Origin of the sequence: Massilia sp. BKSP1R2A-1 (genome assembly GCF_050586525.1) — a bacterium.
Lineage (GTDB): Bacteria > Pseudomonadota > Gammaproteobacteria > Burkholderiales > Burkholderiaceae_D > Telluria.
Map to the genome: position 1 here is coordinate 280,220 of NZ_JBOBRE010000007.1, position 20,705 is coordinate 300,924.

The window sequence follows — 20,705 nt, forward strand, 5'->3', positions numbered from 1 at the left end:
TGACAATGGTTCAACTGGTGTAACGGAGGAGAAAGATGGTTGCCGTGCTGGCACAGCGGGTAGCAAGCTGGACACCGCGTCGCCGCCTGCAACTTGCCGGCGCGGCGGTCGTGGTGCTGGCCCTGCTGCTCGCCTTCCTGTTCGTCCGCTCGGAAGCGGCCGATCCCGAAATCCGCAACGACGTCATGCTCAGCCTGCGCGAGCTGGAAAAGCTCGACGCCGAATGGGATGCCAACATCCTGCGCGCCCACATCGGCCGCGCGCCCGCGACCCCGCAGCTGACCACCCAGCTGCCGCGCATGCACGCCCTGCTGATACGCCTGGGCGAGGCGGTGCCCGTTGATGGCGACCCCGCCCTGAAGAGCGCCTATGCCCAACTGAGCGACGCCATGCAGCGCAAGGAACTGATCTCCGTCCAGTTCGCGCGCCACAATCCTCCACTGCGCGAGGCGCTGGCCTATCTGCCGCCCGCAGTGGCCGATCTCAAGACCGAACTGGGCGGCATCGAAGGCGCACTGGCGCCGGCTCGCCTGGTGGTGCGCCTGGACGCCTCGCTCAATGCCCTGCTCACCGAGATCCTGCGCTACAACGTGATTCCCTCGACGCCGCTGGCCGCGCGCATCGACGCGATCCTGGGCGACATCGCGGCCCAGCAGATCGCCTTTTCGCCCGCCGTGGTCGAGAAGATGGACGCCATCATCAAGGCCAGCCGCGTGATCCTGGAAAAGCGCCCGCTGGAAAACCGCCTGGAAGCGCAGATCGCCTCCACCGCCACCAGCGCCGCCTTCGACCGCCTGGGGCGCGAATTCACCCGCTCATTCGACGCCGCGCTGGCGGTGCGCGAGCGCTATCGCGGCTATCTGTTCGCCTATTCGGCGCTCCTGCTGGTGCTGCTGGCCTGGGCCGGCACCCGGCTGTGGCGCAGCTACCGCATCATCGGCGAGGTCAACCACCGCCTGCATGCGGCCAACGAAAATCTCGAGCACCGCGTGGCCGAGCGCACCGCCGAACTGGAAACGCAATCGAAACAGCTGGAACGCCTGGCCCAGCACGACAGCCTCACCGGCCTGATCAACTACCGCCAGCTGACCCGCCTGCTCGAACGGGCGCTGGCGCGTGCCGACCGCCGCGACACGGTGGTGGTCATCATGTTCATCGACCTGGACGGCTTCAAGGCGGTCAACGACACCTACGGTCATGCCACCGGCGACCTGGTGCTGCAGATGGTCGCGCGCCGGGTGCAGGACAAGCTGCGCGCCGAAGATGCGCTGGCCCGCCTGGGTGGCGACGAGTTCGTCATCATGCTGGAGGAGGTCACCTCGCGCGACGGCGCCCTGCGGGTGGCCCAGATCGCCCTCGAGCAGATCAGGTCGGTCACCGAGGCCGACGGCAATCCGGTGTCGATCTCGGCCAGCATCGGCATTTCCAGTGCCAAAGGTCACGCGGGCGCGGCGCGCGGCTCGGCCGCCCTGCTGGCCGAGGCCGACAAGGCCATGTACGAGGCCAAGAGTTCGGGCAAGGGCGTGTTCGTGGTCAGCCCGAAGGCGCAGTGGGCTGTTCCTGGTGACGGCAGCACGACGGGGTAGAATTCGCTAGAATCCTGGTATTGCTGCACTGCACAAAAGAGGAAACACACCATGCTGGACAATCCGCTGGGACGCTGGCTGCGCGGCCTGGGTGGCCGAAGTGGCAAAGGCAACGACGGTAAACCTGGCCGTCCGACCGTGCTCGTCAAGGAACTGAGCGAGCGCGACCGCCGCCGCATCCTGCGCCACTTCCTGGCGCTGGACAGCAATGACCGCCTGCTGCGCTTCGGCAGCATGATCCCGGACGAGCAGATCCAGGCCTATGTCGCCAGGATCGACTTCAGGCGCGACATCGTGTTCGGCGTGGTAAACCGCGTCTTCCAGCTGGTGGGCGTCGGCCACCTGGCTTTCGCGGCGGCCGACAAGGGCAAGCCGACGCAGAAGGCGCGGGTGGCCGAGTTCGGCGTGTCGGTGTCGGCATCCGCGCGCGGCCAGGGCGTCGGCTCGCGCCTGTTCCAGCGCGCCGCCATCCACTGCCGCAACGCCGACGTCGACACCCTCTACATGCAGTGCCTGACGTCGAACCAGACCATGATGCACATCGCCCGCAAGGCGGGGATGGAGATCAAGCGCGAATACGGCGAGGCCGACGCCTACCTGCAGCTGCCGCCGCCGAGCCCGGGCAGTGTGATGGCCGAGGCGCTGGAAGAGCAGTGGGCGGCGATCGACTATACCGTCAAGGCGAATGCAAGGGCCGCGGTGAAGTGGCTGACGCCGAAAAAGTAGGGTGGTCGGCGAAGCCGACCACCCTACCCGGCGACCGGTAACGCCGTCGTTTCTTTAATCCGCTGCAAGGCAAAACTCGACTTCACATCCAGCACCGCCGGGTGTTTCAGCAGGGTCCCCATCATGAAGCGCGAGAAGTGGTCCATGTCCTCGACGTGCACGCGCAGCAGGAAATCCATCTCTCCCGTCATCGCATAGCAGGCCACCACTTCCGGCCAGGTGCCCACCGACACCGCGAAGTCATTGCGCGGCGAGGTGGCCGGCAGGCTGGGGGCGCCGCGGGCGCCGCCGGCGACTTCACTGTGCTTTTCCAGGCGCACGTTCACATAGGCCAGCAGGCCCAGGCCGATCTTGTCGGGGTCCACCAGCGCCACGTACTGGCGGATCACGCCGGCTTCTTCCAGGCGCTTGATGCGGCGCAGGCAGGGGGAGGGGGACAGGTTGACGCGCTCGGCCACGTCCTGGTTCGACAGCCGGCCATCCGTCTGAAGCACCGCCAGGATCTTGCGGTCGGTCTTGTCGAGCTCGATTTTTGACATGGTTTCCTCGGTTGATTCGCAAACACGGCAATTTTATTGCGCAAATCGCCCGGCGGGGGGAATTGTTTGGAATTTAATGCCGGATCACCAGCCCTATACTGTGCGCCATACGGGAGCAGGCTGAACAGCCCTGCGCGCACGACAGGCCGACAAGAGCCGATGGCGCCACGTTCCGCATCCCACCGAACACCACGGAGACACCGCATGAACGCACCCCTCGAGCGCGCCAACCTGGCGCTGCCCCAGCACGACATTACCCTCGACGACAAGTGGACGCTCGAACGCGGCCGCGCGTTCATGACCGGCACGCAAGCCCTGGTCCGCCTGCCCATGCTCCAGCGCGAGCGCGACCTGAAGGCGGGCCTGAACACCGCCGGCTACATCACCGGCTACCGCGGCTCGCCTGTCACCGCCGTCGACCAGACCGCGATGAAGGCGAAGAAGCACCTCGACGCCCATCACGTGAAGTTCCACCCGGGCATGAACGAAGACCTGGCGGCGACCGCCGTCTGGGGCACCCAGCAGACCAATCTGTATAAGGACGCCAAGTACGACGGCGTCTTCGCCATGTGGTACGGCAAGGGCCCGGGCGTGGACCGCTGCGGCGACGTTTTTAAACACGGCAACAATGCCGGCTCGGCGAAGCACGGCGGCGTGCTGGTGCTGGCCGGCGACGACCATGCGGCGAAATCCTCCTCGACCGCCCACCAGTCCGACCACATCCTGACCCACTGCGGCATCCCGGTCCTGTATCCCTCCTCGGTGCAGGAATACCTGGACTTCGGCCTGCACGCCTGGGCCATGAGCCGCTATACGGGCCTGTGGGTGTCGATGAAATGCGTCACCGACATCATCGAATCCGGCGCCGTGGTCGACCTCGATCCGGACCGCGTGCAGATTGCGCTGCCGACCGACTTCGACATGCCCCAGGGCGGCCTGAACATCCGCTGGCCCGACGCCGTGCTGGACCAGGAAGTCCGCATGAGCAACTTCAAGTGGTACGCGGCCCTGGCTTATGCGCGCGCCAACAAGCTCAATCGCATCATCTGGGACAGCAAGAAGCCGAAGATCGGCATCATCACTGCCGGCAAGAGCTATGTCGACACCCGCCAGGCCCTGGCCGACCTCGGCATCGACGAACAGGCGGCCGCCGACATCGGCCTGCGCCTGTACAAGGTCGGCATGACCTGGCCGCTCGAATCCGAAGGCGTGCACGAATTCGCGCGCGGTCTCGATGAAATCCTGGTGGTCGAAGAGAAGCGCCAGGTGATGGAATACGCGCTCAAGGAAGCGCTGTACAACCTGCCGGACGGCGAGCGTCCGCGTGTGGTCGGCAAGTTCGACGACACCGGCGAATGGAGCAACAAGGACCGCATGGGCCACGGCGACTGGCTGCTGCCGGCCACCTACGAGCTGAACCCGGCCCAGATCGCGCGCGCCATCGCCTCGCGCATCTCGCACTACTGCGCCGGCCATCCGGTCGAGCAGCGCGTGAAGGAGCGCATCGCCTACCTGGAGAACAAGGAGCTGGTGCTGAAGTCGATTCCCGCCAAGGCGAATCCGGAAACCGACCGCATCCCCTTCTTCTGCTCCGGCTGCCCGCACAACAGCTCGACCAAGGTGCCGGAAGGCTCGCGCGCCATGGCCGGCATCGGCTGCCACTACATGGTGCTGTGGATGGACCGTGAAACCTCCACCTTCACGCACATGGGCGCGGAGGGCACGACCTGGATCGGCCAGTCGCCCTTCACCGACGAAAAGCACGTCTTCGTGAACCTGGGCGACGGCACCTACTTCCACTCGGGCATCCTGGCGATCCGCGCGGCGGTGGCGGCGAAGGTCAACATCACCTACAAGATCCTCTACAACGACGCGGTCGCGATGACTGGCGGCCAGAACGTCGACGGTCCGCTCGACCCGGGCATGATCACGCGCCAGATCGCGGCCGAAGGCGTGCGTCCCATCATCGTCGTCACCGACGAGCCGGAAAAATACCCGGAGGACTACGCCTGGGCGGAAGGGGTCACCGTGCGCCACCGTTCCGAGCTGATGGACGTGCAGAAGGAACTGCGCGAGATGCCGGGCGTCTCCGCCGTCATCTACGACCAGACCTGCGCCTCCGAGAAGCGCCGCCGCCGCAAGAAGGGCGAGTTCCCCGACCCGGCCAAGCGCGCCGTCATCAACGAAGCCGTCTGCGAAGGCTGCGGCGACTGCTCGGTGCAGTCGAACTGCCTGTCGGTCGAACCGCTGGAAACGGAACTGGGCCGCAAGCGCCAGATCAACCATTCCTCCTGCAACAAGGATTTTTCCTGCGTCTCCGGCTTCTGCCCGAGCTTCGTCACCGTCGAAGGCGGCGGCCTGAAGAAGCCCAAGAAAGCAGCGACTGCCGACGCAGCGCCACCGAGCCTGCCGATGCCGCGCATCCCCCAGGTCGCCGAACCCTTCGGCATCCTGATCGCCGGCGTGGGTGGCACCGGCGTCGTCACCGTCGGCCAGATCCTGGCGGTGGCGGCTCACGTGGAAGGCAAGGGCGCGCTCGTCCTCGACCAGTCGGGCCTCGCGCAAAAAGGCGGTCCGGTGATGTCGCACGTGCGCCTGGCCGAACACCAGGCCGACCTGCACTCGACCCGCGTGGGTACCGGCAGCGCCGACCTCGTGATCGGCTGCGACCAGATCGTTACCGCCGCCCGCGATGCACTCTCCCGCATGGGCGAAGGCCGCACCTGGGCCGCCGTCAACTCGACCGGCGCGACCACCGCGGCTTTTGTCAAGAACCCGGACTGGCAGTTCCCGGCCGAAGGTTCGCGCGGCGCCATCGTGCAAGCCTGCGGCGAGAGCAATGTCGACTTCGTCGACGCCGGTAGAATCGCCACCGCCCTGATGGGCGACGCGATCGCGACCAATATGTTCATGCTGGGCTATGCCTTCCAGAAGGGCCATGTGCCGCTGCAGGAAGCGTCGCTGCTGAAAGCGATCGAACTGAACGGCGTCTCGGTGCCCTTCAACAAGGCCGCCTTCAACTGGGGCCGCACGGCCGCCCACGACCTGGCATCGGTGAAGAAGCTGGCGACGCCGGCCCAGGTGATCGAGTTCAAGCGCAGCGAGAGCCTGGACGACGTCATCAACCGCCGTGTCGAACTCTTGACCGCCTACCAGGACGCCGCCTACGCCGCGAAGTACAAGGCCTTCGTGGACCAGGTGCGCGCCGAGGAAGCCAGGCTGGGCAAGGGCACCCGCCTGACGGAATCCGTGGCCCGCTACTTCTACAAGCTGATGGCCTACAAGGACGAGTACGAAGTCGCCCGCCTGCACACCGACCCGGCCTTCAAGGCCAAGATCGCGAACATGTTCGAGGGCGACGTCAAGCTCAAGTTCCACCTCGCGCCGCCGCTGCTGGCCAAGCACGACAAGGAAGGCCGCGCGCTGAAGCGGGAATACGGTTCGTGGATGATGGGGGCCTTCGGCGTGCTGGCCAAATTGAAGCGCCTGCGCGGCACGCCGTTCGACGTGTTCGGCTACACGGCCGAGCGCCGCACCGAACGCGCCCTGATTGGCGAGTACCGCCAGACCGTGGAAGGGCTGCTGTCCAAGCTCACCCCGGACAACCTGGCGCAGGCGGTGGCCATCGCCAGCATCCCGGAAGACATCCGCGGCTATGGTCACGTGAAGGAGCGCCACCTGAAGGCGGCGAAACAGAAGGAAGCGGCCCTGGTCGCGGCCTTCCACGCGCCCGCAGGCGCGACGTCGCAGGCGGCATGATGACAGCTTGATATGGCCGGCTTCGCCCGGCCATATTCGATTGGCATGCTTTGTTGTTTAAGGGCTCCAACTGTTACAGTTGGTTGCACTTCGGGCGATTTGCGGCGTCTATAATCAGGCGCATGAGATCGCCATCCCTCCGCCTGATCGTCCCCTTTGTACTTGCAAGCGTCCTCGCCGGCTGCGGCGGCGGCGGCGGTTCGCCCGGTGTCGGCGCACGTCCGCCCACGGGCGGCACCACGCCACCCCCGGTGACGAATCCGACCACGCCGACCACGCCCACGAACCCGACGCCGACCACGCCGTCAGCGGCCGACCTCGACCCGAACACGCTGGGCGACGCCTTCACGACCTACTGGAACCTGTGCGCCAAGCCGCGCACCGGGGTCGATTTCGAAGGCAAGGCCTTCCCGGACCGCCAGGGAACGCTGCTCGACGAGCTGAAGTTCCTGCGCGCGTTCTCGAATCAATATTATCTCTGGTACAACGAGATCCCCAACACCTACAAGATGGCGGATTTCACCAACCCGATCGACTACTTCAACGTCCTCAAGACCACGGCGCTGACGCCATCGGGCCAGCCCAAGGACAAATACCACTTCACCTATGCGAGCGAGGAGTGGGACAAGATGCAGAACGCCGGCATCGACCTGGGCTATGGCGTCACCTGGAAGCGCAACAGCTCGACCGCGCCGCGCACCTGGCTGGTGACCCTGGTCGAGCCGGGATCGCCGGCCGCCGTGGCCGGCCTGAAGCGCGGCGACATGCTGGTGCGGGTGGACGGCGTCGACTTCGTCAACGCTTCGGACGCGGCATCGGTCGACCGCATCAACGCCGGCCTCTTCCCCGAAACCGCCGGCGCCGCGCACAGCTTCACGCTGCGGCGCGGTGCGTCGAACTACGATGTGAACATGACGGCAAGCGAGGTGAGCGAGGATCCGGTCAAGCACGTGAAGGTGCTCGACACCCCGACGGGCAAGGTCGGCTACCTCAGCTTCGAAACCCACAACGGTGTATCCGAAAAGGAACTGCTGGACGCCTTCACGACCTTCAAGCAGGCCGCGGTGAGCGACCTGGTGCTCGACATGCGCTACAACGGCGGCGGCCTGCTCTACATCGCCAGCCAGCTCTCTTACATGATCGCAGGTCCCGAAGCGACGAACGGCAAGATCTTCGAGCGTCCGGTCTACAACGACAAGATTGCCCAGGAGCCGGCGATTCCGTTCCGCTCGACCGCCTACGGCTTCCCTTCGACCAACAAGGTGGCGCCCGGAACGCCGCTGCCCTACCTGGGCCTGAAACGCGTCACCGTGCTCACCACCGCCGGCACTTGTTCGGCCAGCGAAGCGGTCATCAACGGCCTGCGCGGCGCCGACATCCAGGTCGATGTCATCGGCAGCACGACCTGCGGCAAGCCCTACGGCTTCACGCCGGTGCCGAACTGCGGCACGACCTACTTCTCGATCGAGTTCAAGGGCGTGAACGACAAGGGCTTCGGCGACTTTGCCGACGGCCTGGCCGCCACCTGCCAGGTGGCCGACGACCTGTCGCGCGAGATCGGCGACCCGGCCGAGGGTCTCCTGGCCGCGGCGCTGTCCTACCGCCAGACCGGCGCCTGCCCGCCGGCCAGCCGCGCGCGCATGATCCCGATGGAGATCGTGCGGCCGCCAGTGAAGGAAATCGCGATCCGCACCAGGCCGCGACCCTGACCGCTTTGCCTTGGAGACGGCCCGGCCAGCGCCCGCTGCCCGGGCCGTTTCATTTGGGAAAACGGGACTATAATCATCCGCTTTGTCACCTCGTCAATTGCCGGAGATTCAAGGATGATCCGTTCCGCCGTATTGCTGGCCGTGCTGGCCGCCTTCCCCCTGTCGCACACCGCCCACGCCGCGCCCGACCTGAGCACGGTCTCCGAACGCTCCGGCTTCCAGGCCACCGGCCGCTACGACGAAGTCATCAAGCTGTGCGGCGACTTCCAGAAGGCTTATCCGAAGCAGGTCAGGTGCACCGAGTTCGGCCGCACGCCGGAAGGACGTCCGATGCTGGCGCTGATCGTCAACGGCAAGGGCGTGTTCACGCCGGCCGCGGCGCAGAAGGCGGGCCTGCCGGTCACCCTGATCCAGGGCGGCATCCACGCGGGCGAAATCGACGGCAAGGACGCCGGCTTCCTGGCCCTGCGCGAAACCCTGGACGGCAAGCTCGCCAGGGGCGCGTTGGAGAAGCAGGTGCTGGTCTTCGTCCCGGTCTTCAACGTCGACGGCCACGAGCGCTTCGGCAAGTGGAACCGCCCGAACCAGCGCGGCCCGGTCGAAATGGGCTGGCGCACCACGGCGCAGAACTTCAACCTGAACCGCGACTACGTGAAGGCCGACGCGCCCGAGATGCAGGCGATGCTCAAGCTCGTCAACGCCTGGGACCCGCTGACCTACGTCGACCTGCACGTGACCGACGGCGCCAAGTTCCAGCACGACGTCTCGATCCAGGTCGAGCCGGTGTATTCGGGCGACCCGGAATTCCGCAAGGCCGGCCTGGCCCTGCGCACCGGCGTGATCGCCGACATCGCCAGGCAGGGCTCCACGCCGCAGTCCTACTACATGTCCTTCGCCAAGACCGACGACCCGATGTCGGGCTTCGTCGACAGCGTCTCGGACCCGCGCTTCTCGACCGGCTACTTCCAGCTGCGTAACCGCATGGCCCTGCTGGTCGAGACCCACTCGTGGAAGGACTACCCGACCCGCGTGCGCGTGACCCACAACACCGTGATCTCGATCCTCGAGCAGGTCGCGAAGCACGGCGCCGACTGGCAGGCCGCCGCGAAGGCCGCCGACGCGCGCGCCGCGACGCTGGCCGGCGGCGAGGTGGCGCTGACCTACCGCACCACGGACAAGACCCAGATGGTCGACTTCAACGGCTACGAATTCACCCGTACCCAGTCCGACATCTCGGGCATGCTGATGACCCGCTATGACGAAAGCAAGCCCCAGGTCTGGCGCGTGCCGCTGCGCGAGGAAGTGGTGGCCGACAAGGTGATCGCGGCGCCGCGCGCCGGCTACATCGTGCCGGCCGCCTATGCCGACATCGTGGCGCAAAAGCTGGCGCTGCACGGCATCAGCTTCAAGAAGCTGGCCAAGCCGGTCGCGAAGCTGGAAGCCGAGACCTTCCGCGCCGACAAGGCGACCTTTGGCGCCACCTCCTTCGAGTCGCACCAGCGCCTGACGGTGGAAGGCAACTGGAAGCCGGAAGCGCGCGCCGTGCTGGCAGGGTCGCTGTTCGTGCCGGTGAACCAGCCGAAGGCGCGCCTGGTCGTGGCGATGCTGGAACCGCAGGCGCCGGACTCGCTGCTGGCCTGGGGCTTCTTCAACAATGCCTACGAGCGCAAGGAATACATGGAAGAGTACGTGGCCGAGGACGTGGCGCGCGAGCAGCTGGCCGCCGATCCGGCGGTGGCGGCCGAGTTCAAGCGCCGCCTCGAAACCGACCCGGCCTTCGCCAGGAACCCGCATGCGCGCCTGGAGTTCTTCGCCCAGCGCCATGCGTCGTGGGACGAGCGTTTCCGCCTCTATCCGGTGCTGCGCACCAACGTCGCCCCTTGATCCGATGTGACCGTAGGGTTGGCGGGTCTCCCGCCCACGCGTTCAACCAGCGCGGAAATGGACGATGAGCCGCATCTCACCGTTTATCTGAACGCGTGGGCGGAGGACCGCCCACCCTACGACAGCACCGCGGCCTCTGACTTCAGCGCCCGCTGCACCGCCGACGCCGGCAAATTCATCAACAAGCGCACCAGCTCCGGCTGCCGGTTCGTCGCCGTCTTCTGGTAGATCGACAGCAGCTGCTTGCGCACCGTGTCGTACTGCACCCCCAGCGTCTCCGCAATCGCCTTGAGCGGCATCCCGTCCGCCAGGTGGGACGCCACCCGGCACTCCGCGTGCGAGAGCCCGAAGGCCGCCGTCAGCAGGGCCGAGTCGATCACCTGGGCCGAGCCCGGGTGGTAGAAGATCAGCATCACCAGCGGCCGCAGGCCGAAGCTCCCCATGGTGCGCTCCGGCACCAGCATCGTGAAGAAACCGTAGAGCACGTCCGGCGCGGCGCCGGGTTCGCCCGTCATGTGCAGCGAACGGAAATCCTTGCCGCCGCCGCTACCTGCCGCCGCTCCCATGGCGCGTACCGCGTGTTCGAGCTCGGCGCACTGCTCGAGGAAGGTGCGCTGGTAGGCCTGGGGCAGGACCAGGCGGCCGTCCGCCAGCTGCACCAGGCTGGTCGAGCCGAGCAGGCAGTGCGCGGCCTCGTTGGCCAGCACCACGTCGCCGGTGGTGGTGAGCAGCATGACCGGCTGGCGCAGCTTGTCGACCAGGGCATGGCCGACCAGGGCCTGGGCCGAGTAGACGAAGCGGGCCAGGCCGAGGCGCACGGCGCGCTGCAGGTGGGGGCGCAGGCGGTCGAGGAAGTCCAGGGCGTCAGCCGGCATCGGCCCTTCGCCCGTGCGCCGCAGGCAGGCCAGGATCACGGTCGCCTCCGCGTTCTCCACCAGCTTGCAGGCCGACAGGTGGCGCGCCCCGTGGGGGATCAGGAATTCCTGGTAGAAGGGATCGCCGGCCACGAAGGCATCGTCGAAGTGCTCGTGGCAGTGCAGCCAGACGTCCGGCGCCAGGGTGCGCAAGAGGCCCACGCGCGAATCGATGAACTGGTATTTCTGGATGTACTCGAGGTCGATCTGGGGCGCCATGTCGGCGCCGTCGCTGTACGACAGCGCGCCATGCTCGGCGTCGAAGGCCAGCAGGTGGATCGCGCGGCCGCCGACCGCCGCGTGCAGGCAGTCCAGCACCGGGCGCCAGCCGTCCCGGTTTTCCAGCGTCTCGTAGATGAGATTGACGGCGCGCTCGAAGCGCTCCTGCGACAAATCCAAGATGTACCCCATATAGATATTTTTTTAGCATCGTAACCGATGCCGGGGTAGTTTGGAACCGTTGGTTATTGCTGAGGCGTGACAGGAAGGGAACGCAACAGCACCGTGCGCACCGAGTCCTCCTTGCCGGTGAGCTGGTAGAGGCGGTCGTATTCGTCGTCGAGGATGTCGGGGCCCGGCGCGCCGCCGAACAGGCGCACCAGTTCCGGCAGGGTGTTCGAATGGCCGACCACCAGCACGTTCGCGCCGGATGCGCGCACAGTCTGCACCTGCGCGACGAGGGCCTTCGGATTAGCAGGGTCATAGAGCTGCACGGCAATGTTGCTGCTTCGCGCCAGCGGCTCGGCGGTCTGGCGGGTGCGCTGGGTAGTGGAACTGTAGATGGCGGTGATGCCCGCCTTGCCGAGGATGGCGGCCACGTTCTCGGCGCGCAGCCTGCCTTGCGGGGTCAGTTCCGGATCCTTGCCGACCGCGGCTTTTTCTCCATGGCGGACCAGGTAGAGCGCACCCGGCTCGGCCAATGCCGCGGCGGGTGCGAGCATGGCGAAGCCGAGGGAGAGGGGGAGGGTCAGGCGGCGGAACAGGTGCAGCAGGCTCATCGGAATCCTTGTTGTCGGGAAGATGAAAAAAAGGCAGGGTACCATGCCCCTGCCCCTGCCCCTGCCTCTTCCCTGCCGCTTTCGGCGCCGCGATTACAGCTGGGTCAGCGAGATCGTGTTCGGCGCCGGCGTCGAGCACGGTTCCTCGTCGAAAGCGATGTCGCCCAGCGGATTGGGCACGCCGTCGGTCTTGAGGTCGACGAAGCCGAACAGATCGCGGTCCTGCAGGTGCGAAGGCACCACGGTGCTCAGGGACGAGAACACGTTCTCGACGCGGCCCGGGTGTTTCTTTTCCCAGTCGCGCAGCATGGCCTTGATCTGCTTGCGCTGCAGGTTTTCCTGCGAGCCGCACAGGTCGCACGGGATGATCGGGAACCCCTTCACTTCGGCATAGCGCTCGGTATCCGCTTCCTTCACATAGGCCAGCGGACGGATCACCATGTGCTTGCCGTCGTCCGAGACCAGCTTGGCCGGCATGCCCTTCAGCTTCCCGCCGAAGAACATGTTCAGGAAGAAGGTTTCGAGGATGTCGTCGCGGTGGTGGCCCAGGGCGATCTTGTTGCAGCCCAGCTCATCCGCCACGCGGTAGAGGATGCCTCGCCGCAGCCTGGAACAGAGCGAGCAGGTGGTCTTGCCTTCCGGAATCAGGCGCTTGACGATGCTGTAGGTGTCCTGGTTCTCGATGTGGTAGGGCACGCCCAGCTTCTCGAGGTAGGCCGGCAAGATCTCGGCCGGGAAGTTCGGCTGCTTCTGGTCGAGGTTCACCGCGACGATCTCGAAGTGGATCGGCGCGCGCTCGCGCAGGGTCATGAGGATGTCGAGCAGGGCATAGCTGTCCTTGCCGCCCGACAGGCAGACCATGACCTTGTCGCCGTCCTCGATCATGTTGAAGTCGCCGATGGCCTGGCCCACCAGGCGGCACAGGCGCTTGTGCAGCTTGTTGTTTTCGTACGCGATCTTTTCGAGTTTTTTGGCCTGCGCGTCCGGGTTCAGCTGGTCGAGATCCGCTTCGCTCATGCTTCTTCCTTCACCGAGAACACTTCCACGCCCACGCCTTCGCAATCGGCGTAGACGTCCGGCTTCATGGTCGACACGCGCGCCGCGCGCACGCGCGGGTGGGTCAGCATCGCCTTGACCACGTCGTCGCACAGGGTTTCCTGCAGGTGGATGTGGCCCTTCGAGATGCGCTTGGCGATGGTCTCGCGCATGAAGTCGTAGTCGACCACTTCCGACAGCTGGTCGGCCTTCGGCGTCGACTGCTCGAGCGGGATGTAGAGGTCGACGTTGATCAGGACACGCTGTTCCGCCTTCTTTTCGAAGTCATGCACGCCGATGTTGATCATCACTTCGTAATTGCGCAGGAACAGCCGGCGGCAGTCGCGCAAGCTCGGGTGAATCAGGGCGGATAACATGGATAAAGCCTTTTATGAATGGTTGTTTGGTTCGGTCAGGAACATCACGTCGCGCGGCGATGCCTGCAAATGCTGGCCGCCGTCGACCAGCAGCGTGGTGCCGGTCAGGGCCCGCGCGCCGGCGGCATAGACCACGGCGTCGGCGATGTCCTGCGGGGTCGAGGAACGGCCGAGCGGCGTCATCTGGTGCGCCTGCTGGAAGCCTGCCTCGCTCTGTTCGCCCGACACCATCGTGATGCCCGGCGCCACGCCGACCACGCGCACCAATGGGGCCAGCGCCTGCGCCAGCACCGTGGTGGCCGTGTGCAGCGCCGCCTTCGACAGCGTGTACGACAGAAAATCCGGGTTGAGATTGTACAGTTTCTGGTCCAGCAGGTTGACCACGACGGCCTGGCTGCCTTGCGGCGTCATGGCGTGAAGGGCCTGGGCCAGCAGCAGCGGCGCCGTCACGTTTGCCGCCATGTGGGTGTTCAGGAGAGCCGGCGAGAAGGTGGTGGCACTGTCGTATTCGAACAACGAAGCGTTGTTCACTACACAAGTGATCACGCCCAGTTCCTCAGCCACGCGGCCGGGCAGGGCACGCACGGCCGCCTCATCCTGCAGCTCGCAGGGGAACAGCGCGGCGCGTCGGCCCAGGGCGCGGATCGCGTCCGCCGTCTCTCGCGCCTCGGCTTCCGAATGGCGGTAATGGACGGCCACGTCCCAGCCGGCGCCCGCCAGCCCGAGCGCGATGGCGCGGCCCAGGCGACGGCCGGCGCCGGTCACGAGCGCGACCTTTTGAGCGGGGTGCATGGCGTTGTCCATCGTTGCTTGCATTAGTTGATAAGAGCTGATTTCGCTACAATGCGGGCATGTCCCTGCCCGCACCCACTCCCGACGCGCTCGCCGCATCCCAGTCCCTGCAACAACTGATCGCCGCCGAAATCGAAGAGCTCGGCGGAGCGATGGCGTTTTCACGGTTCATGGAACTGGCGCTGTATGCGCCCAGGCTCGGGTATTACAGCGGCGGCGCGTCCAAACTGGGCGCGAGCGGCGATTTCACGACCGCGCCCGAGATCTCTCCCCTGTTCGGGGCCGCCCTGGCGCGCGTGGCCGCCCATATTATCGCCCAAAGCGCGCCCGACATCATCGAATTCGGCGCCGGTACGGGCAAGCTGGCGCGCGGCGTGCTCGCGGCCCTGGACCGCATGGGCGTGGCCGTCAGCTCCTACACCATCATCGAACTGTCCGGCGAACTGCGCGCGCGCCAGCAGGAAGCGCTGAAGGATCTGCCGCAGGTCCGCTGGCTGGACGGCATGCCGGAACAGTTCAGCGGCGTGGTGCTGGCCAACGAGGTGCTGGACGCGATGCCGGTGGAACTCGTCATCCGCCAGGACGGCCAGTGGATGCGCCAGATGGTCACGGTGCGCGACGGCGCCTTCGCTTTCGTTGCGGCGCCGCTGCCTCCCGAGCTCGCGGCCCAGGTGGCGCGTCAGGTCCCGGATGCCGGGCAGCTGCCGGACGGCTACCTGACCGAGATCCACCCGGTCGCCGAGGGTTTCATGGCCTCGCTGGCCGCCATGATGAAAGCGGGCCGCGGCGCCGCCATCCTGCTCGACTACGGTTTCCCGGCCCACGAGTACTACCTCGACCAGCGCATGGGCGGCACCCTGATGTGCCATTACCGCCACCATGCCCACCCGGACCCCTTCTACCTGCCGGGCCTGCAAGACATCACCGCCCACGTCGACTTCACGGCGATGGCGCTGGCTTCCCAGGAAGCCGGCCTGCCGGTGCTGGCCTATATGAACCAGGCCTCCTTCCTGCTGGGCGCCGGCATCGGCGAGCTCTTGATGGAAAGCGACCCGGAGCAGGCCCTCGACTTCCTGCCGCAATCGCGCGCGGTGCAGAAGCTGGTGTCGCCGGCCGAAATGGGCGAGCTGTTCAAGGTGCTGGTGGTCGGGCAGGACGTGGAATTGCTTGACGCTATCGTGCGGGCGGACCGCGCCCACCGCCTGTAGAATTTTTGACATCTTGCGCTCTGGATACAAATCCGGCTAAGCTGTACCACCCCGGATCGGCTCGGATCGCCTGAACATTCTCACGACCGGCAGCAGCGGGACTTTTCGACAGACCATGGCCAAGATCCATACCCACTATGACAACCTGAAGGTCGCGCGCGGCGCGCCGGCGGAAGTCATTCGTGCGGCGTACAAGGCCCTGAGCCAGAAATACCATCCCGACAAGAATCCGGGCGACGAAAAAGCCGCCCGTATCATGGCGATCGTCAACACCGCCTACAACACCCTGTCCGATCCGGTGCGCCGCAAGGAGCACGACGAGTGGATCGCGTCCGAGGAGTGGGAAGTCGAGTGGCTGGAAAGCAGCGGCGCCGAAGAGGGCGAGCAGGGGGCGGGACGCGGCCGGCCGGAAAGCTGGGAGCCGCGCGCCACCGGCGAACGCCGCCCGCGCGCCAGGCTGCTGCGCGATCCGCGCTGGTGGCTGGGCCTGTCGACCTGCTTCGTGCTGGGCGCCGCCGCCGCCGTCTTCATCGGCCAGCAGCCGCGCGGCAAGCTGCCGGATGTGCTGTCCTGGGCCGGCAAGTCCGAGGTGGCCGCCGCCGCGCCGGGCGCGAAGGCCGCGCCGGCGCCCGACCGCCCCGACGATCTCGGCGCCGACGCCAGCACCGAAGGCTGGGCGCGCCGCTTCGGCGGTGAGGGCAAGGAACCTCCTCCCGAGATTAAGGCCCTGGCCGTGACCCAGCTGGTGGTGCCGGCGCGCGCCCCCGACTGCGGCACCGACCTGCAGACTTTGGCCGCCCCCAGCGGCGATCCGTGGCCGGCCGAGTCCGGCTACCTGCCGGGTTATCCGGTCGGCAACAGCGGCAGCGAGATGCAGGTGATCATCGACAACGGTGAAAATTCCTCGCCGATCTTCGTCAAGCTCTACGACCTGGACCGCCGCTCGAACGTGCGCCATGTTTTCGTCCAGCCGAACGGCAATTTCATTATCGACAAGCTGGCCGCCGGCAAGTACGAAGTCCGTTACCAGAACATCGTCATCGGCGAAGGCAAGACCGAGTGCATCAACGGCCGCCGCATGCCATTGCGACAAGCGGCCGCCTTCTCCGCGGGCAGCTGACACGCCACTGTGTCGCTTTTTCCCCGCACCCCTTGCCGGTAATTACCGGGTATTTACCCAATTTAACTAATTCGTTCCTCAGCCGTAATATACTGAATCGATGCGGCAGCCTATGCAGCAGCCGCTCACGCCCAACGCAGGCTTACGGAACCCCATGAACGAACTGGAAGGCCTCACGGCCCTGATCATCGAGCCCCACGCGGGCATGCGCGCCAATATCCACAGCATGCTCAATATGTGCGGGCTGACGCGCATCGAGCATGCCAGTTCGTCCAACCTGGCGGTCAAGCATCTGAGCCTGCGCAGCTTCGACATGATCCTGTGCGAGTACGACCTCGAGGGCGGCCAGGACGGCCAGCAGCTGCTGGAAGACGTGCGCCACCACAAGCTGATGCCGCTGTCGACCATGTTCTTCATGGTTACCGCCGAAGGCAACCACAGCAAGGTGGTCAGCGCCGCCGAGCTCGCGCCCACCGACTACATCCTGAAACCCTTCACCGCCGACCGCCTCCTCGAGCGCATCGCGCGCGCCCTCGACCGGCGCAGCGCCTTCATGCCGGTCTATACCCTGATGGAAGCGGGCGACCAGCGCGAAGCGATCGAGGCCTGCATCGAAGGAGAGGGCCTGCATCCGCGCTATGCGGTCGACTTCATGCGCCTGCGCGCCGAGCTGCACGTCTTTCTGGGAGAACCGGAGCATGCCGAGCCGATCTACCGCAAGCTGATCGAGATGAAGGCGATCGCCTGGGCGCGCCTGGGCCTGGCCAAGACCCTGTTCCTGCGCAAGCAGTACGGCGAAGCCCAGGAGATGCTCGAAGAGCTGGTCGACTCCAACCGCAATTTCGTCGATGCCTACGACTGGCTGGCGCGCACCCATGCGGCGGTGGGCGACCTGGCCAGGTCGCAGACGGTGCTGCAGGAAGCGGTGGCGGTGTCCCCGCACGCGGTGCGGCGCCTGCGCACACTGGGCGAAACCGCCTTCGAAGCCGGCGACAACGAGTCGGCCGAAAAATTCCTCAAGCAGGTGGTCAGCAAGGCCAAGTATTCGGAATTCCGCGACCCCGAAGACCACGTGAAGCTGGTGCGCACCCTGGTCAAGAAGGGCGACCCGGTGGCGGCCGCCTCGGTGATCCGCGACTTCGACCGCTCGATGGGCGGACGCCCCAACACCACGCTGTGCAGCGCGATCTCCTCGGCCCTGCTGCACGAATTCACCGGCAACGAGACGCGCCTGAACGACGCCCTCAACACCGCGCTGGAAGCCTGCAAGGACGCGCCCGCCCTATCCGCCGACCTCAAGCTGGAGCTGGCGCGCACCTGCCTGGAAAACAATATGGAAGAGGGCGGCGCCGAGATCGTGCGCGAGGTGATGCGCAATGCCTCGAGCGACGCCGGCATGGCGCGCGCCATGGGCGTCATGGAGGGTGCGGGATTTCCCGACCTGGCGCGCACGCTGGCGCAGGAAAGCCGCCAGCACGTGGTCGACCTGGTCAACGGCGGCGCCGCGCGCGCCAGGAACGGCGACTACCAGGGCGCCGTCGAGCTGATGCTGGAAGCGGCCACCAAGCTGCCCAACAACCCCTCGGTGGCCTTCAATGCCGCCCTGGCGGTGCTGCGCTGCCTCGAGCACGACGGCTGGGACGACCGCCTCGGCCAGCAGGTCAGCGGCCTGATCGGCAATGTGCGCAAGCTCGACCCGGGCAATCCGAAACTGGGCGCGCTGTCGGCGCTGCATCACCAGATCCTCAAGAAATACGAACGCAACGGACAGGGACGGGTGAGCAAGCCGGCCGCGGTTCAAAAAGCGGCAGTGTGAAAGCTTAAACGATGTCCGAATCCCATTTGCCGTCCGAAGGCGCGACCCGCCGCGTGCGTGCGGCCCTGATGAACAAGGTCTGCGGCGACGAAGAGATGTTCGCCCTCGGCGCCTCGATCGCCCGCGTGGTCGACATGGCATCCAGCGACGACCAGGGCACCCACGACCTGGCCTATTACGTGGTGTCGGACCCGGCGCTGACCCAGCGCATCCTGCGCCTGTCGAACACCATCCAGTACCGCACCACCTCGGGCGCGCCGGTGACGACGATCTCGCGCGCGATCTCGCTGCTGGGCTTCGACAACGTCAAGACCACCGCGCTGGCCATGCTGCTGGTCGACGCCCTCGACAGTTCCGAGCACGCCGGCAGCGTGCGCGTCGAACTGGAAGCGGCCCTGTGCGCCAGCCTGGTGGGCCGCGAGATGGCGCGCCACAGCTTCTACCAGGGCGCCGAGGAAGCGGCGATCTGCGCGCTGTTCAAGAACCTGGGCCCGCTGCTGGTGGCCAGCCATGCGCACGAGCGCTACCGCGAGATCGGCGCCCTGATGGCCGGCGGCAAGCACACCCTCGGACAGGCTTCCCAGATGATCCTCGGCTGCAGCTACGACGCCCTGTCGCAGGCCGTGCTGCAGGAGTGGAAGATCCCCGACATGATCGTGCGCGCCCAGAACAGCCTGCCCCCGACCGCGGTGCGGGTGGCGGCCAACCGCGGCGAGTGGATGCGCCAGGTGGCTTCCTTCAGCCAGGACGTGGCGCGCCTGCTGGCGCAGACCCATGAGCCGGTCGGTTCGCCGGAGGCCAAGGCCCTGCTGGGCCGCTACGGCGACGCGCTCGACCTGGACGGCGCGCGCATGGATGACCTGATGAACGCGGTGCAGGAGGGCATGCGCGGCCTGCTCGAGAGCATGAACATGCAGCCCGCGCCGCGCAGCGAAGCGAAGGAAACCGGCAATGGCCTGCCGAATGTGCTGTTGCTGGCCACATTGGACGCCGGCGAGGAGGAGCAGGAAGGCGCCCACCCGAGCGGCAAGCCGAAGAACGCCAGGGATCTGCTGCTGGCCGGCGTGCAGGACGTCACCCAGCTGCGCGCCACCGGCGGCAAGGTCAACGACGTGGTGCTGGCCGTGCTCGAGACCCTGTACGGCGCGCTGGGCTTCCGCTTCGCGACCGTCTGCCTGAAGGACGTGCGCAGCAACCAGTTCCGCGCGCGCCTGGCCCTGGGCGAGGAGGGCGCCCGGCTGCAGGCCGGCTTCGCCTTCCCGATGACCTCCAGCCGCGACCTGTTCCACCTGGCGATGGAGAACGACGCCGACCTGATGATCTCGGACGCGTCGAGCACCAAGATCCGCGACCTGCTGCCGGAATGGCACCGCCGGCTGCTGCCGGATGCGAAGAGCTTCATCGTGCTGCCGCTGGTGGTGGGGAAGGCGCAGCTGGGGCTGTTCTATGCGGACCGGACGCTGGAGGCGCCGGAGGGCGTGCCGCCGGATGAGACGGCGCTCATCAAGGCGCTCAAAGGGCAGGTTCTCGCAGCCCTCGGCCCCACGTAGGGTGCACGGCTTCGCCGTGCGCGCGTTCAAACCGACGTAGCACTGACGCACATCGTCCATTTTCGAGCTGGTTGAACGCGCGGTCGGCGCAGCCGACCACCCTGCAAAACCCAGGTCCGAACCCGCCAAAACGGGGCTTTTCCCGATTCCCTGCAATTCCCGCAAAATCACCCTTGTGGTTTTGCATCCCGCCCGTTACAATCACGCCCCGAAGCAACGCTGCTATGCGAAGCGGACAAAGTCTGCCGAAACATCGTTGACAATACGTTGAGCTTGCTTCATACTCTGCGGTTCTTCGCGGTGGGGTGGCCGAGTGGTTAAAGGCAGCAGACTGTAAATCTGCCCTCTCTGAGTACGCTGGTTCGAATCCAGCCCCCACCACCAAAAAGAAGAGTCGTGAAGCGAATTGAAGAAAGTTGTACCTCGCGGGTGTAGCTCAATGGTAGAGCAGAAGCCTTCCAAGCTTACGACGAGGGTTCGATTCCCTTCACCCGCTCCAGTTAGTGCGGTGTCTTTTCTAACCGCAAAAAATAAGCCCTTGTAGCTCAGTGGTAGAGCACTCCCTTGGTAAGGGAGAGGCCACGTGTTCAATCCACGTCAAGGGCACCAGAATTTTGTACGGCAGTCGCGTAGTACTCGTCCGTCAGGTGTGCCTGGTAATTCTCAAAAAAATCGTTAGATCTTAGGAGTCT

15 protein-coding genes and 3 tRNA genes are annotated in these 20,705 nt (G+C 66.1%); 12 read left to right on the forward strand and 6 right to left on the reverse strand.

Annotated features, from left to right (window positions below):
* The first annotated feature begins 35 nt into the window (after nt 1–35).
* Nucleotides 36–1,586, forward strand: coding sequence for a diguanylate cyclase (locus ACQ7JA_RS13425; RefSeq protein ID WP_430898449.1), 1,551 nt, complete (start codon nt 36–38; stop codon nt 1,584–1,586).
* A 51-nt stretch (nt 1,587–1,637) separates the two neighbouring features.
* Complete coding sequence (locus ACQ7JA_RS13430) at nt 1,638–2,312, forward strand: GNAT family N-acetyltransferase (RefSeq protein ID WP_430898451.1); 675 nt, start codon at nt 1,638–1,640, stop codon at nt 2,310–2,312.
* 23 nt (nt 2,313–2,335) lie between these two features.
* Here ACQ7JA_RS13430 and ACQ7JA_RS13435 read toward each other — a convergent pair whose 3' ends face one another.
* Nucleotides 2,336–2,851: an Lrp/AsnC family transcriptional regulator gene (locus ACQ7JA_RS13435; RefSeq protein WP_258826547.1), complete on the reverse strand. Its 516-nt coding sequence runs from the start codon at nt 2,849–2,851 to the stop codon at nt 2,336–2,338.
* 204 nt (nt 2,852–3,055) lie between these two features.
* On the opposite strand from ACQ7JA_RS13435, the gene ACQ7JA_RS13440 reads away from it, so the two are divergent.
* The 3 genes from ACQ7JA_RS13440 (at nt 3,056) to ACQ7JA_RS13450 (ending at nt 10,203) form a co-directional block, all read left to right on the forward strand.
* Nucleotides 3,056–6,610 carry an indolepyruvate ferredoxin oxidoreductase family protein gene (locus ACQ7JA_RS13440; protein ID WP_430898454.1) on the forward strand — a complete coding sequence of 1,185 codons (3,555 nt, stop codon included), beginning with the start codon at nt 3,056–3,058 and terminating at the stop codon, nt 6,608–6,610.
* Nucleotides 6,611–6,732: 122 nt separating this feature from the next.
* Nucleotides 6,733–8,319, forward strand: coding sequence for a S41 family peptidase (locus ACQ7JA_RS13445; RefSeq protein ID WP_430898456.1), 1,587 nt, complete (start codon nt 6,733–6,735; stop codon nt 8,317–8,319).
* Nucleotides 8,320–8,433: 114 nt separating this feature from the next.
* A complete protein-coding gene (locus tag ACQ7JA_RS13450) occupies nt 8,434–10,203 on the forward strand; it encodes a M14 family zinc carboxypeptidase (RefSeq protein WP_430898458.1) in 1,770 nt (589 codons plus the stop codon).
* A 116-nt stretch (nt 10,204–10,319) separates the two neighbouring features.
* Here the strand turns inward: ACQ7JA_RS13450 and ACQ7JA_RS13455 are convergent, their stop codons facing one another.
* The 5 genes from ACQ7JA_RS13455 to ACQ7JA_RS13475 all read right to left on the reverse strand — a co-directional run bounded on the left by ACQ7JA_RS13455 (nt 10,320) and on the right by ACQ7JA_RS13475 (nt 14,319).
* Nucleotides 10,320–11,516, reverse strand: coding sequence for a helix-turn-helix transcriptional regulator (locus tag ACQ7JA_RS13455; protein ID WP_430898460.1), 1,197 nt, complete (start codon nt 11,514–11,516; stop codon nt 10,320–10,322).
* 65 nt (nt 11,517–11,581) lie between these two features.
* Entirely contained in the window at nt 11,582–12,115 is a 534-nt protein-coding gene (locus tag ACQ7JA_RS13460) for a SixA phosphatase family protein (protein ID WP_430898462.1), read from the reverse strand.
* Nucleotides 12,116–12,208: 93 nt separating this feature from the next.
* Entirely contained in the window at nt 12,209–13,132 is a 924-nt protein-coding gene (ttcA, locus tag ACQ7JA_RS13465) for a tRNA 2-thiocytidine(32) synthetase TtcA (protein ID WP_430898464.1), read from the reverse strand.
* Complete coding sequence (locus ACQ7JA_RS13470) at nt 13,129–13,527, reverse strand: dihydroneopterin aldolase (RefSeq protein ID WP_430898466.1); 399 nt, start codon at nt 13,525–13,527, stop codon at nt 13,129–13,131. The genes ttcA and ACQ7JA_RS13470 overlap by 4 nt, the downstream gene beginning before the upstream one ends.
* A gap of 12 nt (nt 13,528–13,539) precedes the next feature.
* Nucleotides 13,540–14,319, reverse strand: coding sequence for an SDR family oxidoreductase (locus ACQ7JA_RS13475; protein ID WP_430898468.1), 780 nt, complete (start codon nt 14,317–14,319; stop codon nt 13,540–13,542).
* A 59-nt stretch (nt 14,320–14,378) separates the two neighbouring features.
* On the opposite strand from ACQ7JA_RS13475, the gene ACQ7JA_RS13480 reads away from it, so the two are divergent.
* The 7 genes from ACQ7JA_RS13480 (at nt 14,379) to ACQ7JA_RS13510 (ending at nt 20,622) form a co-directional block, all read left to right on the forward strand.
* The gene (locus ACQ7JA_RS13480; RefSeq protein WP_430898470.1) at nt 14,379–15,527 is read left to right on the forward strand and encodes a class I SAM-dependent methyltransferase; all 1,149 of its coding nucleotides are present in this window, start codon (nt 14,379–14,381) and stop codon (nt 15,525–15,527) included.
* Nucleotides 15,528–15,642: 115 nt separating this feature from the next.
* A complete protein-coding gene (locus ACQ7JA_RS13485; protein ID WP_430898472.1) occupies nt 15,643–16,647 on the forward strand; it encodes a J domain-containing protein in 1,005 nt (334 codons plus the stop codon).
* Between the two features lie 154 nt (nt 16,648–16,801).
* Nucleotides 16,802–18,463, forward strand: coding sequence for a response regulator (locus ACQ7JA_RS13490; protein ID WP_430898474.1), 1,662 nt, complete (start codon nt 16,802–16,804; stop codon nt 18,461–18,463).
* Between the two features lie 11 nt (nt 18,464–18,474).
* Nucleotides 18,475–20,013 (forward strand): HDOD domain-containing protein, encoded by a 1,539-nt coding sequence (locus ACQ7JA_RS13495; protein ID WP_430898476.1) that lies wholly within the window; start codon nt 18,475–18,477, stop codon nt 20,011–20,013.
* Nucleotides 20,014–20,312: 299 nt separating this feature from the next.
* Nucleotides 20,313–20,397 (forward strand) — tRNA-Tyr (locus ACQ7JA_RS13500).
* Between the two features lie 41 nt (nt 20,398–20,438).
* A tRNA-Gly gene (locus ACQ7JA_RS13505) sits at nt 20,439–20,512 on the forward strand.
* A gap of 35 nt (nt 20,513–20,547) precedes the next feature.
* Nucleotides 20,548–20,622, forward strand: a tRNA-Thr gene (locus tag ACQ7JA_RS13510).
* Nucleotides 20,623–20,705: the final 83 nt, after the last annotated feature.

Excerpts from the sequence above, each read along its gene's own strand:
- ACQ7JA_RS13425 (WP_430898449.1), top strand. The coding sequence starts at position 36 with ATGGTTGCCGTGCTGGCACAGCGGGTAGCAAGCTGGACACCGCGTCGC.
- ACQ7JA_RS13430 (WP_430898451.1), top strand. The coding sequence starts at position 1,638 with ATGCTGGACAATCCGCTGGGACGCTGGCTGCGCGGCCTGGGTGGCCGA.
- ACQ7JA_RS13435 (WP_258826547.1), bottom strand. The coding sequence starts at position 2,851 with ATGTCAAAAATCGAGCTCGACAAGACCGACCGCAAGATCCTGGCGGTG.
- ACQ7JA_RS13440 (WP_430898454.1), top strand. The coding sequence starts at position 3,056 with ATGAACGCACCCCTCGAGCGCGCCAACCTGGCGCTGCCCCAGCACGAC.
- ACQ7JA_RS13445 (WP_430898456.1), top strand. The coding sequence starts at position 6,733 with ATGAGATCGCCATCCCTCCGCCTGATCGTCCCCTTTGTACTTGCAAGC.
- ACQ7JA_RS13450 (WP_430898458.1), top strand. The coding sequence starts at position 8,434 with ATGATCCGTTCCGCCGTATTGCTGGCCGTGCTGGCCGCCTTCCCCCTG.
- ACQ7JA_RS13460 (WP_430898462.1), bottom strand. The coding sequence starts at position 12,115 with ATGAGCCTGCTGCACCTGTTCCGCCGCCTGACCCTCCCCCTCTCCCTC.
- ttcA (WP_430898464.1), bottom strand. The coding sequence starts at position 13,132 with ATGAGCGAAGCGGATCTCGACCAGCTGAACCCGGACGCGCAGGCCAAA.
- ACQ7JA_RS13470 (WP_430898466.1), bottom strand. The coding sequence starts at position 13,527 with ATGTTATCCGCCCTGATTCACCCGAGCTTGCGCGACTGCCGCCGGCTG.
- ACQ7JA_RS13475 (WP_430898468.1), bottom strand. The coding sequence starts at position 14,319 with ATGCACCCCGCTCAAAAGGTCGCGCTCGTGACCGGCGCCGGCCGTCGC.
- ACQ7JA_RS13480 (WP_430898470.1), top strand. The coding sequence starts at position 14,379 with ATGTCCCTGCCCGCACCCACTCCCGACGCGCTCGCCGCATCCCAGTCC.
- ACQ7JA_RS13485 (WP_430898472.1), top strand. The coding sequence starts at position 15,643 with ATGGCCAAGATCCATACCCACTATGACAACCTGAAGGTCGCGCGCGGC.
- ACQ7JA_RS13490 (WP_430898474.1), top strand. The coding sequence starts at position 16,802 with ATGAACGAACTGGAAGGCCTCACGGCCCTGATCATCGAGCCCCACGCG.
- ACQ7JA_RS13495 (WP_430898476.1), top strand. The coding sequence starts at position 18,475 with ATGTCCGAATCCCATTTGCCGTCCGAAGGCGCGACCCGCCGCGTGCGT.